Annotated in this window: 15 protein-coding genes and 1 pseudogene; 7 read left to right on the top strand and 9 right to left on the bottom strand. The window is 70.9% G+C overall.

The genetic code is table 11. The annotated features are described in order from the left end of the window. Positions 1–146: 146 nt before the first annotated feature. Entirely contained in the window at positions 147–875 is a 729-nt protein-coding gene (locus tag ACWC1K_RS14180) for a lysophospholipid acyltransferase family protein (RefSeq protein ID WP_450831240.1), read from the top strand. Between the two features lie 419 nt (positions 876–1,294). Here the strand turns inward: ACWC1K_RS14180 and ACWC1K_RS14175 are convergent, their stop codons facing one another. From ACWC1K_RS14175 to ACWC1K_RS14155, 5 genes are all read right to left on the bottom strand, one after another. Further along, the gene (locus tag ACWC1K_RS14175; RefSeq protein WP_450831239.1) at positions 1,295–1,888 is read right to left on the bottom strand and encodes a transglutaminase domain-containing protein; all 594 of its coding nucleotides are present in this window, start codon (positions 1,886–1,888) and stop codon (positions 1,295–1,297) included. A gap of 71 nt (positions 1,889–1,959) precedes the next feature. Further along, complete coding sequence (locus ACWC1K_RS14170; protein WP_450831237.1) at positions 1,960–2,388, bottom strand: hypothetical protein; 429 nt, start codon at positions 2,386–2,388, stop codon at positions 1,960–1,962. 63 nt (positions 2,389–2,451) lie between these two features. Next, positions 2,452–3,522 (bottom strand): threonine aldolase family protein, encoded by a 1,071-nt coding sequence (locus tag ACWC1K_RS14165; RefSeq protein ID WP_450831236.1) that lies wholly within the window; start codon positions 3,520–3,522, stop codon positions 2,452–2,454. Continuing rightward, the gene (locus tag ACWC1K_RS14160) at positions 3,519–4,268 is read right to left on the bottom strand and encodes an SDR family NAD(P)-dependent oxidoreductase (RefSeq protein ID WP_450831480.1); all 750 of its coding nucleotides are present in this window, start codon (positions 4,266–4,268) and stop codon (positions 3,519–3,521) included. Before ACWC1K_RS14160 ends, ACWC1K_RS14165 begins: the two co-directional genes overlap by 4 nt. 41 nt (positions 4,269–4,309) lie before the next feature. Further along, entirely contained in the window at positions 4,310–5,707 is a 1,398-nt protein-coding gene (locus ACWC1K_RS14155; RefSeq protein WP_450831234.1) for a DUF6421 family protein, read from the bottom strand. A 393-nt stretch (positions 5,708–6,100) separates the two neighbouring features. Here ACWC1K_RS14155 and ACWC1K_RS14150 point away from each other — a divergent pair, with 393 nt between their 5' ends. Beyond that, positions 6,101–6,784, top strand: a complete 684-nt coding sequence (locus ACWC1K_RS14150) for a glycerophosphodiester phosphodiesterase (protein ID WP_450831232.1) — start codon at positions 6,101–6,103, stop codon at positions 6,782–6,784. Positions 6,785–6,804: 20 nt separating this feature from the next. On the opposite strand, the gene ACWC1K_RS14145 is transcribed toward ACWC1K_RS14150, so the two are convergent. Beyond that, entirely contained in the window at positions 6,805–7,344 is a 540-nt protein-coding gene (locus ACWC1K_RS14145) for a GNAT family N-acetyltransferase (RefSeq protein ID WP_450831230.1), read from the bottom strand. Positions 7,345–7,414: 70 nt separating this feature from the next. On the opposite strand from ACWC1K_RS14145, the gene ACWC1K_RS14140 reads away from it, so the two are divergent. From ACWC1K_RS14140 to ACWC1K_RS14125, 4 genes and pseudogenes are all read left to right on the top strand, one after another. Next, complete coding sequence (locus tag ACWC1K_RS14140; RefSeq protein ID WP_450831229.1) at positions 7,415–7,807, top strand: VOC family protein; 393 nt, start codon at positions 7,415–7,417, stop codon at positions 7,805–7,807. Positions 7,808–8,014: 207 nt separating this feature from the next. Then, entirely contained in the window at positions 8,015–9,007 is a 993-nt protein-coding gene (locus tag ACWC1K_RS14135) for a class III lanthionine synthetase LanKC N-terminal domain-containing protein (protein ID WP_450831479.1), read from the top strand. Continuing rightward, a complete protein-coding gene (locus tag ACWC1K_RS14130; RefSeq protein ID WP_450831227.1) occupies positions 8,985–9,605 on the top strand; it encodes an ATP-binding cassette domain-containing protein in 621 nt (206 codons plus the stop codon). The genes ACWC1K_RS14135 and ACWC1K_RS14130 overlap by 23 nt, the downstream gene beginning before the upstream one ends. A 317-nt stretch (positions 9,606–9,922) precedes the next feature. Further along, a pseudogene (locus tag ACWC1K_RS14125) lies at positions 9,923–10,361 on the top strand (ABC transporter ATP-binding protein); the annotation flags it as partial. Here the strand turns inward: ACWC1K_RS14125 and ACWC1K_RS14120 are convergent. Then, a complete protein-coding gene (locus ACWC1K_RS14120; RefSeq protein ID WP_450831225.1) occupies positions 10,291–10,887 on the bottom strand; it encodes a response regulator transcription factor in 597 nt (198 codons plus the stop codon). The pseudogene ACWC1K_RS14125 and the gene ACWC1K_RS14120 sit on opposite strands and share 71 nt — an antisense overlap. A 64-nt stretch (positions 10,888–10,951) precedes the next feature. Further along, positions 10,952–11,896, bottom strand: a complete 945-nt coding sequence (locus ACWC1K_RS14115) for a GNAT family N-acetyltransferase (protein WP_450831223.1) — start codon at positions 11,894–11,896, stop codon at positions 10,952–10,954. 176 nt (positions 11,897–12,072) lie between these two features. Here ACWC1K_RS14115 and ACWC1K_RS14110 point away from each other — a divergent pair, with 176 nt between their 5' ends. Then, complete coding sequence (locus tag ACWC1K_RS14110; RefSeq protein WP_450831221.1) at positions 12,073–12,837, top strand: VOC family protein; 765 nt, start codon at positions 12,073–12,075, stop codon at positions 12,835–12,837. On the opposite strand, the gene ACWC1K_RS14105 is transcribed toward ACWC1K_RS14110, so the two are convergent. After that, a complete protein-coding gene (locus ACWC1K_RS14105) occupies positions 12,838–13,131 on the bottom strand; it encodes a DUF1905 domain-containing protein (protein WP_450831477.1) in 294 nt (97 codons plus the stop codon). Positions 13,132–13,150: the final 19 nt, after the last annotated feature.

Here is a 13,150-nt window from a genome sequence, read left to right as displayed (position 1 = left end):
GTGACGAGGATCTCGCCGTTCTGCGGCGCCAGGACTGGCCCCCCGTTCGTTCTTGGGGCACGATCTGCGCAATGCCGTAAACCTACGGCTGCGTAACTTCCCGCCGGGAGCACCCATCCAGGCAGAGAGAAGGGTCCACCCCGTCCATGGCTGAGCTTGTCTACCGTCCCGTCGTCGGTCTCGCCCAAACGTTGTTCAAGGTGTGGGACCTCAAGATCGACCTGAAGGGATCGGAGAACATTCCGCGCTCGGGCGGCGCCGTGCTGGTGAGCAATCACATCAGCTATCTGGACTTCATCTTCGACGGTCTGGCCGCCCTGCCGCAGAAGCGTCTGGTGCGCTTCATGGCGAAGGAGTCGGTGTTCCGGCACAAGATCTCCGGCCCGCTGATGCGCGGCATGAAACACATCCCGGTGGACCGCAAGCAGGGCGAGACGGCTTACCAGCACGCCTTGCAGTCGCTGCGCTCCGGCGAGATCGTCGGCGTCTTCCCCGAGGCGACCATCTCGCAGTCCTTCACCCTGAAGAGCTTCAAGTCGGGTGCCGCGCGCATGGCCCAGGAGGCGGGCGTCCCGCTCATCCCGATGGCGCTGTGGGGCACCCAGCGGCTGTGGACCAAGGGCCACCCGCGCAACTTCAAGCGCAGCCACACGCCGATCACCATCCGGGTGGGCGAGCCGGTGGAGGCCCCCCAGGACCAGTACGCGGGCGCCATCACGCGGCGGCTGCGCGAGCGCGTCCAGGAGTTGCTGGAGGCGGCGCAGCGCGCCTATCCCGTACGGCCCAAGGGTCCGGACGACACCTGGTGGATGCCCGCCCACCTCGGCGGCACGGCGCCGACCCCCGAAGAGGTGAAGGCGGCCGAGGCCCGCTGAATCGTCGCTCTGGGGCGTGGACCGCGATCCGCGCCTCGGGGGCCGGGCTTCTCCAGCAGGACGGATGCCCTTGACGGTGTCCTCGGCGAGGCGCGTGCGCGGCCCTGGCGCCAGGTTCCAGCGACGGCAGGTCACCCCGGCGTCGTGGCACCGGACGACCTCGCCCGCGTCGGATGTTCGACGCCCCCTCACCCCTGGCTGGCGTCACCCAGTCCAGGAGGGCCGGCGTCCGACAGGGCCCGCATCGCCGACGCCTCGCCCGAGTTGCGGTGCGCGAGGGCTTGGAGCCGAACGCCGTGCAGATCTCGCGCAGGCAACCATGTGCGGGGCCTCGTGCGGGGCGCGACCGTGCAGGCGGACCGAACTCTCCCCGGCGCCGGGCCTGTTGACCTGGCCGTGCGCCGGCGTCACGGCCTGCCTCAGAGTGCGGTGGGGAGCGTCTTCCAGAGACCGGGCCGGTCGGGGGCGGCCTTGAGGGCACCGATGACCGCCGGATGCGGTTCGGCGTACAGGTGCGGATAGTCCACCTCATGGGACTGCGGATCGGGGATCCAGGCCAGTCGCTCGCCCTCGAGGGAGAACTGGGCGTCGACGCCCGGTTTGTTGCCGCGGGGGTCCTGCCGGTGCCAGGCGCCGTTGAAGCGGACGGCGATCAGCCCGTGCACGGCATGGCCGCCACCGTCGTCGTGCGCCAGCCTCTGGTAGCAGAGTGCCGTGGGGATGTCCTCGGCCCGCAGCAGGGCGGCGAGGGCGTGGGCCTTGGCGTGGCAGATGCCGGTGCCCTGCCGCAGTACGTCGGAGGCCCGCCAGGTGACGCGCAGGTCGCCCGAGTCCTGGGAGTGCGGGATGGTGTCGCGCACGAACTCGAAGGCGGCCCGTGCATAGGCATACGAGTCCGATACGTCCCGGGCGAGCCGGGTGGCCGTCTGCCGTACCACTGGATGGTCGTGGTCGACGACCTCGTCAGCAGCCAAGTATGCGGACAGGTCAGGGGTGTTCTGGATCAGCTCCATGCCTGAAGAGCATAGGAATGCGATCATCAGCAGTCAATCAATTTGCAGAGCCCTGCATATTCATGCATCGTTCAGCTCTCGTCGCACATCCTGTTCAGGTCCTTCGCGATCCGATCGACTCGCGACTCGCCCTCGCTGCGCAGCCCGTACACGCCCGTGAGGCTCACGACACTGCCGTCGAAGAGGATCGCCACCGGGCGCTCCCACAGGGCGCCGTTCGTCGACCAGTCGATCCCGCTCTCGACCACCACCAGGTCGTCCCACGCCACGAACCGGGTCCGCCACAGCCCACGGCTGCGGATGCCGTCCCGGGACACCCGCAGCCGACTGAAGAGGGCGCGCCAGGCCAGCCATGTCACAGCCACCGCCGGCGCGGGGAAGAGAAAGGGCCGCACCGGCTCCGGGGCCTCGGCGACGAGGCTGAGGACCACTGCGCCGAGCATCAGGATCCCGGCGCAGCTCAGCCCGTTCGTCCACGGGTTGCGGATGGTCCTGTCCATGCCTCATGGCATACCGCCGCAATGCCCGGGACGACACCGCCGCCGCGGAGGCTTGGCGGAGCCCTAACGCGCCATCTCCTCCTTGAGCGCCGCGAGGAACGCGTCCACGTCCTCCTCGGTGGTGTCGAAGGCGCACATCCAGCGCACCACGCCCGCGGCCTCGTCCCAGAAGTAGAAGCGGAACCGCTTCTGCAGCCGTTCGCTCACATCGTGCGGGAGCCTGGCGAACACCCCGTTGGCCTGGACCGGGTAGAGGATCTCCACGCCGTGCACGGCGCGCACGCCCTCGGCCAGGCGCTGGGCCATCTCGTTGGCGTGGCGGGCATTGCGCAGCCACAGGTCCTTGGCGAGCAGAGCCTCCAACTGCACCGAGACGAAGCGCATCTTGGAGGCGAGCTGCATGGACAGCTTGCGCAGGTGCTTCATGTGGCGGACGGCGTCCTGGTTGATGACGACGACCGCCTCGCCGAACAGTGCGCCGTTCTTCGTCCCGCCCAGGGAGAGGATGTCGACGCCGACCGCGTTGGTGAACGTCCGCATCGGGACGTCCAGGGACGCGGCCGCGTTGGCTATCCGCGAGCCGTCCAGGTGCACCTTCATGCCGTGCGCGTGGGCGTGCTCGCAGATCGCGCGGATCTCGTCCGGCGTGTAGAGCGTGCCGAGCTCCGTGCTCTGGGTGATCGAGACGACCTGCGGCATCGCGCGGTGCTCGTCGTCCCAGCCGTACGCCTGCCGGTCGATCAGCTCGGGGGTGAGCTTGCCGTCCGGAGTCGGGACCGTCAGCAGCTTGAGGCCGCCCATGCGCTCCGGCGCGCCGCCCTCGTCGACGTTGATGTGGGCGCTCTCGGCACAGATCACCGCGCCCCAGCGGTCGGTGACCGCCTGGAGCGCGACGACGTTCGCGCCGGTGCCGTTGAAGACCGGGAAGGCCTCGGCCGTGGCCCCGAAGTGGCTGCGGATGATGCCCTGGAGGTTCTCGGTGTAGTCGTCCTCGCCGTACGCGACCTGGTGCCCGCCGTTGGCCAGGGCCAGGGCGGCGAGCACCTCCGGGTGGGCCCCGGCGTAGTTGTCGCTGGCGAAGCCGCGGACCTCCGGGTCGTGATGGCGACGAGCGTCGGTCCTAGGGGGGTTCACGGCTTCTCGGTCAGCCACAGACGCTTTCCGTTCACTTCGGCGGCGGGCTTGTTCCAGACGTCGGCGATGGCCTCGGCCAGCTCCTTGACGTCCGTGAAGCCCGCGAACTTCGCATTGGGTCGCTCGGCGCGCATCGCGTCGTGCACCAACGCCTTCACCACCAGGATCGCAGCCGCCGACGTCGGGCCCTCGGCGCCTCCCGCCTTGCGGAAGAAGTCGGCCATGGCCAGGGTCCACGCCTCGGCGGCGGCCTTGGCCGCGGAGTACGCGGCGTTGCCCGCGGTGGGCTTGCTCGCGCCGGCCGCGCTGATCAGGACGTAGCGGCCGCGCTCGCTGCGCTGCAGCGCCTCGGAGAAGGCGAGGGAGGTGTGCTGCACGGTGCGGATGAGCAGCAGCTCCAGAAAGTCCCAGTCGTCGAGGCTGGTCTTGATGAAGGTCTCGCTGCCGCGCCAGCCGCCCACGAGGTGGACCAGGCCGTCGACACGGCCGAACTCCTTCTCGATGTGGGTGGCCCACTCCCGGGTGGAGTCCAGGTCCAGCAGGTCGACGGGCTCGCCGGTCACGGTGGCGCCGCCGGAGGCGTAACGGGCCGCGTCCACGGCCTCCGCGAGCCGCTCGGGGTCGTTGTCCGCGGCGACGACGGTCGCCCCCGCCTCCGCGAGCCGGATCAGTGCCGCGCGCCCGGCGGGTCCGCCCGCTCCGGCCACCGCGATCACCGCACCGCTGAGAGCTCCGTTCCCCGCCATGGTCTTCGCCTCCTGCGCAGTGGTTCTGGTGTTGCGGTCGCTCACGCTGCGACTCGCTCGGCGCTCTTTGCCGTGATGCCCTTGGTGGAGGCGATCACATTCTTCAGCTTCTTGGAGAGGGCCTCATAGAACATGCTCAGGGGAAACTCGTCCGGAAGCACGTCATCGACGAGCTTTCGCGGCGGCTGGCTCAGGTCGAGGGCGTCGGGGCCCTTGGCCCAGCGGGAACCGGGGTGCGGGGCGAGGTACTGCGACACCAGGTCGTACGCGGCGAACCAGTGGACCAGCTTCGGACGGTCGATGCCGGCCCGGTAGAGGTCCTCGATCTCGGCGCACAGCTGGTTGGTGACCTGCGGGGCGCGCTGCCAGTCGATGTGCAGCTTGTTGTCGGTCCAGCGGATCACGTCGTGCTTGTGCAGGTAGGCGAAGAGGAGCTGGCCGCCCAGGCCGTCGTAGTTGCGCACGCGCTCGCCGGTGACCGGGAAGCGGAACATGCGGTCGAACAGCACCGCGTACTGCACGTCACGGGCCTGCGGGACGCCGTCGGCCTCCAGCTTCACGGCCTCCTTGAAGGCGGTGAGGTCGCAGCGCAGCTCTTCGAGGCCGTACATCCAGAACGGCTGGCGCTGCTTGATCATGAACGGGTCGAAGGGCAGGTCGCCGCGGCTGTGGGTGCGGTCATGGACCATGTCCCACAGCACGAAGGCCTCCTCGCAGCGCTTCTGGTCGTGGACCATCGCCGCGATGTCCTCGGGCAGGTCGAGGCCCAGGATGTCGACGGCCGCGTCGGTCACGCGACGGAAGCGGGCAGCCTCGCGGTCGCAGAAGATGCCACCCCAGGAGAAACGTTCCGGCGCCTCACGCACGGCTATGGTCTCCGGGAAGAGGACGGCGGAGTTGGTGTCGTAGCCGGCCGTGAAGTCCTCGAACTTGATGCCGCAGAACAGCGGGTTGTCGTAGCGGGTGCGCTCCAGCTCGGCCAGCCAGTCCGGCCAGACCATGCGCAGCACGACCGCCTCCAGGTTGCGGTCCGGGTTGCCGTTCTGCGTGTACATCGGGAAGACGACCAGGTGCTGCAGGCCGTCCGCGCGGTTCGCGGCGGGCTGAAAGGCCAGCAGCGAGTCCAGGAAGTCGGGCACCTCGAAGCCGCCCTCGGCCCACCGGAGCAGGTCCTTGGCCAGTGCCTCGTGGTAGTCGGCGTCGTGCGGGAGCAGCGGGGAGAGCTCCTCGACGGCCGCCACGACACGCCGTACGGCCGCCTCGGCCTCCGCGCGCCCGGGTGCGCCTTCGGCCCCGAGGTCGATCGATCCGTCCTTGGACTGCCATGGCCGGATCTGCTCCACGGCATTCTTGAGCACGGGCCAGGCCGGGTGCTCGACCACCCTGGTCATGGGAGGAACCTGGTCCCCCGAAGCCGCCTGCACAAGAATTTCCGTCATGTCCCATCCTCCACGGGAGAAGCTCGCGTAAGGAGACCGTATACATACGGACTTCCTCTCAGCAAGAGGAGCCTCGGGAGATTATCCTGCACCTCTCCATGGTCACAGAAGTTTTTCCTGCCGGAAACCGATCCGACAGACATTTGGGTAGGGCGCGGCTACCCGGCTCGGGAGCGTCGAAACCGGCCATCGGTCAATGCCGGAAGGACTCGCCCACGCCCGGGTGATCCCCGACGGGTACAGGCCAGGCCTGCCCCTGGCGGCACGCCGATCCCCCGTGTACGAGCGGGTTCATCGCCGGGCGGGGCCGTTAGGCTGCGGCTCTGCCCGCGCGGCCGTCCGCTCCGGTCCGCGCGCGGAGCCGAGCCGCCGTCGACGGAAGCGAGTTGAACCTTGAACTTCCTTACCATCGGTCATCGCGGAGTCATGGGTACCGAGCCCGAGAACACCCTCCGTTCCTTCGTCGCCGCCCAGCACGCCGGGCTCGACGTGATCGAACTCGATCTGCACCTGAGCAAGGACGGCGCCCTCGTCGTCATGCACGACACCGACGTGGACCGCACGACCGACGGCACCGGCCCGATCGCCGAGAAGACCCTTGCCGAGCTGCGCGGCCTGGACGCGGGCCGCGGCGAACGCGTCCCGGTCTTCGAGGAGGTCCTCGAAGCGGTGCGGGCCCCGCTGCAGGCAGAGATCAAGGACATCGCGGCGGCACGGGCGCTGGCCGAGGTCATGCTCAAACGGGACCTGGTCGCCCGGGTCGAGGTGTCCTCGTTCCACGACGAGGCGATCGCCGAGGTCTCGCGTCTGGTGCCGGGCGTACGGACCGCGCTGATCGGCAGCCGCTACGGCACCGACATCGTGGAGCGCGCCGTGGAGGCCGGTGCCGCGACCGTCTGCCTCAACATCCGCCGCCTCACCCTGGAGATCGTGGAGCAGGCCCGCAAGGCGGACCTGAGGATCATCGGGTGGGTGGTGAACACCCAGGACCATCTGCGGCTCGTCCGGGCGCTGCAGCTGGACGGCGCGACCACCGACTATCCGGAGATCAAGCGCACCGGCCGCTTCACGGCCTGAGCCTCAGACCGGCTCCTCGATCAGACCAGCTCCTTGACCAGCAGCTCGAACTGCAGGTCGGCGCGGAGCGGAATGCCGAAGCGCTCGTCGCCGTACGGGAACGGGGTCATCTTTCCCGTACGGCGGTAGCCGCGGCGCTCGTACCAGGCGATGAGGTCGGCCCGCACGGAGATCACGGTCATGTGCATCTCGCGCACGCCCCAGCTCTCGCGCGCCGTGCGCTCCGCCTCCGTGATGATCACCTTGCCGAGGCCCTCGCCCTGCAGTCGCGGGCTGACCGCGAACATCCCGAAGTAGGCGTGTTCCCCTCGGTGTTCGAGCTGGCAGCAGGCGACGACGGTACCGTCCCGCTCGACCGTCAGCAGCCGGCTGTCGGGCGACTTGATGACGGCGAGCACGCCCTCGGGGTCGGTGCGCTGCCCTTGCAGGATGTCCGCCTCGGTGGTCCACCCGGCCCGGCTGGAGTCCCCGCGGTACGCCGACTCGATCAGCGCGACCAGCACGTCGACGTCGGCGTCGGTGGCGTCGCGGAAGGTCAGTCCGTCGGCGGTGGTCTCCATGGGTGTCACTCCGGTTTCCGGCTCGGCACGGGCAGGGACGAGGGTAACCCTGCCACTAGGCTCCGTATGCATGGTGCACGTTCTCAGCAGCCGGACCCTTCTCCGGCCGAGCGATCCCGAGCGCTCCCGCACGTTCTACGGCGATCAGTTGGGCCTCGCCGTCTACCGCGAGTTCGGCACGGGGCCGCAGCGCGGCACGGTCTACTTCCTCGGCGGCGGCTTCCTGGAGGTCTCGGGCCGCTCCGAGACCCCCGCCTCCCCCGCCGTCCGGTTGTGGCTGCAGGTCGAGGACGTGGCAGCGGCGCACGAGGAGCTGCGGGCCAAGGGCGTCGAGATCGTGCGGGAGCCGGTGCGGGAGCCGTGGGGGCTGGTCGAGATGTGGATCGCGGATCCGGACGGGACACGGATCGTGCTGGTGGAGGTGCCGGCGGACCATCCGATCCGCTACCGGCCGGGGATCTGAGCGCCCGGAACGAGGCGGCCCCGGTAGCGCCGTTTCTCCCGGTCCGCAGGGAGGGGTTCACGGTCCGGGGAGACAACTTCACGCCGTACGCGTGACGAACAGTGGTATGCCACGGCGGCCGACTCTGGAATGCTCGTGAGTGATTCCGGGTGAACGTTCCCCACAACGCCAGATTGCTCTACGGAGCACAGGAGCAACCCCGTGGACATGCGTGACGAGGCCCACTGCCTCCTGGATCCCCACTTCTACGAAGCGCCCGGCCGTGCCCGGGAACAGCTCGGCGACTTCGCCCAGACCCGCCGTCCGGCCCCCGACGGGTGGCAGCGCTCCGGGTTCGGAGAGTGGGTGGTCTCCGGCCCCGAGGGCGCCGAACTCCCCCCGCAGGGCTGGAAGATCCATGTGTCTGCGTGCCTCGACATCGAGTTCGTGACGGTCCACCCGGCCGACGAGGACCGGCTCGCGGTCGTCCTCGCCGCGCTGGGGGCCCACGTCCGCCACGGCGGATTCGCCCACCGGCCGTGCGACTCGCCCGACGGGGCGACGGTGCCGGCGATCGAGGACCTCTCCGGCGGGCTGGTGCCCGATGTGCGCGGTCCGACGTTCCGTCCTCCCGCCCGGGTGCGGCTGCCCGCCGTTCTCGCACCCCATGCGGCCGCCCGGGCGGGCACGACCGTCGCCGGCCTGCCGTACCGGATCGAGAGCGCCCTGCACTACTTCAACGGCGGCGGCCCGTACCACGGTGGCGACCGGCGGACGGGGCAGCCGGTCATGCTCAAGGAGGCCCGGCCGTACGCGGGACTCACCATGCACGGCGCGGACGCGGTCACCCGGCAGCGCTACGAGCGGGAGGCCCTGGAGCGGCTGCACGGGCTCGACTGCGTGCCCGCCCTGCTCGACCACTTCGTCCTGGGCGGCCACCACTTCCTCGTCGAGAAGTACGTCCATGGCGCTCGGGATCAGCAGCCTGTTGTCGTCGGTGAACCAGCTGGCCCGGGCCCGTACGACGGTGCGGCGGATCACCGAAGGGCTGGCCCCACCCCCCGTGGCCCATGGTCACGAAAGCCTCCCCGAAGGCCCCGGAAGGCTGGAGTTCCGGCAGGTGACCATGCTGGGGACGGGCGGTCCCCTGCTCAGGAACCTCAGTCTGGTCGTCCCCGGCGGCGCTCTCGTCGCCGTCGTGGGGCGCTCCGGGGCCGGTAAGTCGCTGCCGGCCGCGCTGGCCGGGCGTCTCGTCCACCCGGACCGGGGCGAGGTACTGCTCGACGGCGTACCGCTGCGCCGCCTTCGCCGTGACGAGCTCAGGCGGGCGGTGGCGTACGCCTTCGAACACCCGGTGCTGCTCGGTGAGACCTTCGCCGACGCCATCGGCTCCGGGGCGCGGGCGACTTGCGACGAGGAGCCGACGGCGCGGGCCGACGCGTTCATCCCTCACATGCCGGCGGGCCAGGCCAGCCGCGTCGCCGAGCCCCCCGTCTCCGGCGGCGAGGCGCAGCGGAACGGGCCGGCCCGCGCGTTCCACCCGTCCCGGCGGGTGCCCGTGCTCGAAGACGCCGCGGCAAGCCTGGACACCGTGACCGAACACCACCTCAGCCAAGTGCTCACCGGCGCGCTCGCCGAGCGTACCCGGCTCGTCGTGACGCACCGAGCCTGCGCGGCCGCGCCTCGTGCTCTGGCTCGCGGACGGCGCGGTGCGCTCGGTGGGTGCGACGCGCTCAGCGGATCGGGCCGGCCCGCGCGTTCCACCCGTCCCGGCAGGTGCCCGTGCTCGAAGACGCCGCGGCAAGCCTGGACACCGTGACCGAACACCACCTCAGCCAAGTGCTCACCGGCGCGCTCGCCGAGCGTACCCGGCTCGTCGTGACGCACCGAGCCTGCGCGGCCGCGCCTCGTGCTCTGGCTCGCGGACGGCGCGGTGCGCTCGGTGGGTGCGACGCGCTCAGCGGATCGGGCCGGCCCGCGCGTTCCACCCGTCCCGGCAGGTGCCCGTGCTCGACGACGCCGCGGCAAGCCTGCACACCGTGACCGAGCACCACATCAGCCAAGTGCTCGCCGAGCGTACCCGGCTCGTCGTGACGCACCGAGCCTGCGCGGCCGCGCCTCGTGCTTTGGCTCGCGGACGGCGCGGTGCGCTCGGTGGGGGCGATGCCGCTCGTCGAGCGCCTGGGCGGCTACGACGCGCCCCTGACCCCCGCCGGCGAGCGTCAGCTGCTCGCCCTGGCGCCCGCGCCCTGCTTCCGGCGCCCCGGCTTTCCCTCCTGGACGAGGCGACCTGTCAGCTCGATCCGGCCGCCGCCCCGGCACCCTGGTCGTCGTCGCCCACCGCATCAGCTCGGCGCTGCGGGCCGACCGGGTCCTGGTGATGGACGGCGCACGGATCGACCTCGGCGCGTACGACGAGCCGCGGACCGAATCTGCGCTCTACCGGGACCTGGTGGGCCACTGGGGCGCGGCGCGACCGAACCGGGCACCGCTCGGGGCGATGGTCACATCCAGCCCGACTCCCTCGCGATCCGGATGGCGTCGATCCGGGTGCGTCCCCCGATCTTCCTGGTGATCGCCGACAGGTGGTTGCGGACCGTGGCCACGGACAAGGACAGCCGCTCGGCGACCTCCCGTGCGGGGATGCCATCGGCGGTCAGCCGCAGGATCTCCACGTCCCGCGGGGTCAGCGGGTTCGCTCCCGCCTCCAGCGCGGCCAGCGCGAACTCGGGGTCGATGAAGCGCTGCCCCCTGACCAGCTTGCGGATGCCGTGGACCAGCCGGTCCGCCGGGGCGTTCGTACTGATCACCCCGGCGGCCCGCAGATCGAGCATCCGCCGCAGCCGCGCCGGTGTGGGCGAGGCCATCATGAGCAGCACCCGGCACTCGGGCAGTCGCCGCTTCAGCTCGCCCCGCGCGGCGAGTTCCTCGCCCTCCTCGGAGTCGACGTCGATCACGGCCACGTCGGGGCGGCACAGCAGCGCCCGCGCCAGCACCTCGCCGTCGCCTGCGGACTCCGCGACGACCTCGATGTCGTCCTCGCGGGAGAGAAGGGCGGCGAAGGCTCCCCGCACGAGGCGGGTGTTCTCGACGAGAAGCACGCGGATCAATGTCGTCCACCCTCCGCAGACCTGAAGAAAATTATCGACCCTTGTGTCCGGAATTTCAGTTCGGTTGTATCCCGGCCCGGTGAGTTCGACGCGGGCGGTGTTCCCAGCGCCTGTCGGTACGGGTCAGCTCCCGGAAACCCGAAGCGAGCAGGAGGTCGACGGCTTCCTCGTCGTCGGCCGGCTCGTAGGCGAAGAGGCGGTCCGTGCCGCACAGGCGCAGCCAGTCCGCGGCCTGGGCGAGCAGCTGTCGCTCCAGGCCCTCGCCGTGGAAGGCCGGATCGATGTGCAGGTTGCCGATGTCGGCAAGGCCTGCCGCGCGGGCCTGCCGTTCGGGGCGGGACAGGGCGGTGTCGACCTCGATGAAGCCCGCGGCGCGTGCGTCGGCGCAGGCGGTGAAACGGGTGCCGCACTCCCCCAGCGACCGCTCGAACCTCACGCCTGGCCGGGGTTCGAGGGCCGGCAGGTCGGCCACCCGGGCGATCAGGACGACCTCGGTGTCTCCGACGTGCCGGAAGCCCGAGCGTTCGTAGACGGCGCGGATGTGCGGCCAGTTGCGGGGCAGGCCGTAGACAATGGGGGCCGGGAGGGCGCCGTCGGCGTACCGGACGCGTACGTCCCAGCGGGCGAACTGGGCCAGGCACGCGGCCATCAGCCGGTCCGCGGCCACCTCGGCGTCCGGCCAGAAGGAGGCCGGTGGCCGGCACACGAACCAGTCGATCTCACCGGCGTCCCGGTAGTGGTCGCCGACCTCCGCGCCGGAGCGGTAGCGCAGCAGGTGTGCGGCGGCCACGACGTGCCGGCGCTGCTCGGCGACGAGGGTGACGCGTTCGGCGACCCAGGGGTCGGTGATGAACTCGCCGGGCTGTCGCTCCAGGTCGCTGAGGACGGTGTTCACCGAGACGGAGACACCGGGGACGACGGCGGCGACATGTGCGTTGATCAGGTCGGTGAGCTGGTCGCGGTCGTCGCGGCGGAAGGGGCGCACCGTGGGCGCGGGCATGCGGAGACCTCCGGGGCAAGGATGTGGGCTGGAGGCCGCCATGCGGTGCGGTACGTGGCCGAGGGTACGTCGGGGGCGGCGCCGGGCGCGAGGGGTTCGGCCGGATGGCCACCGGGCGGGGCCGGGCTTAGCGTGCTGGAGGGGCCATTGTTCGCCCAAGGCTTCGGAAGGACACCATGAAGCTCGACAAGCCGGTGACCGGCGGGCCCTGCTGGACCGAGCTCGGGACCAGCGACCTGGCGGCGGCCAAGCGGTTCTACGCGGAGCTGTTCGGCTGGCGCAGCGAGACGGATCCGCGTCAGGAGGCGGGCGGATACACGGTCGCGCACCTCGGGGACGTCGCGGTCGCCGCGCTGACCCCGCTGTACCAGGAGTCGCAGCCCGTCGCGTGGAACGTGTCGTTCGCGGTGGCGGACGCGGATGCAGCCGCCGCGGAGGTGACCGCGGCCGGCGGGACGGTACTGCTGGGCCCGATGGACGTGTTCGACCTGGGCCGTTTCGCGGTGGCGCTCGATCCGGCGGGTGCCGCTTTCCAGTTGTGGCAGGCGCGGGCCTTCCCGGGTGCCGGACTGTTCAACGCACCCGGCTCCCTGGGCTGGGTCGAACTGCTGACCCGCGCGCCCGAGCGGGCGGAGAGCTTCTACACGACGGTGTTCGGCTGGAGCGTCAGCCCTTCCGAGCGCTACCCGCAATGGGGCATCGACGGCGCGGACTTCGGCGGCATGGTGCGCATGGACGAGAAGTTCCCGCCCGAGGTGCCGCCGCACTGGCTGCCGTACTTCGCGGTGGCCGACGTGGACGCCTGCGCGGCCACGGCGGCACAGGCGGGCGGCACCGTCCTCATGGAGCCCACGTCGGTGCCGGACGGGCCGCGCATCGCGGTGTTGCGGGATCCGCAGGCCGCGGTGTTCGGCGTGTACCGGGCGGGCGACGAGCACTGATCAGTGCGGGAGCCGGACGGTCATCTCGACGGTGATCTCGTCGCCGACGGTGATCTGCCGGGGCCCCCGGACAGCGGCCTTCAGCGGCAGCAGGTAGCCGCCGTCCTTGGGGAACAGCGAGGTCTCGAAGTCGACCTCGCCGATCCGCGCGGCCACGGGGATCACGCCCCAGCCGTAGCTGGCCTGCGCCGCGACCTCACGGATGTCCGCGGACTCCTCGTCGGGCACGGGCAGGTAGTAGTAGGGCGCCGGGCCGCGCCACTCGATCACTCGGCCGGCGAAGGTGAACTCCAGCATCGGACCCCTTTCTTGT

This window comes from Streptomyces sp. NPDC001492 (genome assembly GCF_053597275.1).
This window is presented reverse-complemented; position numbering and strand designations above follow the sequence as displayed.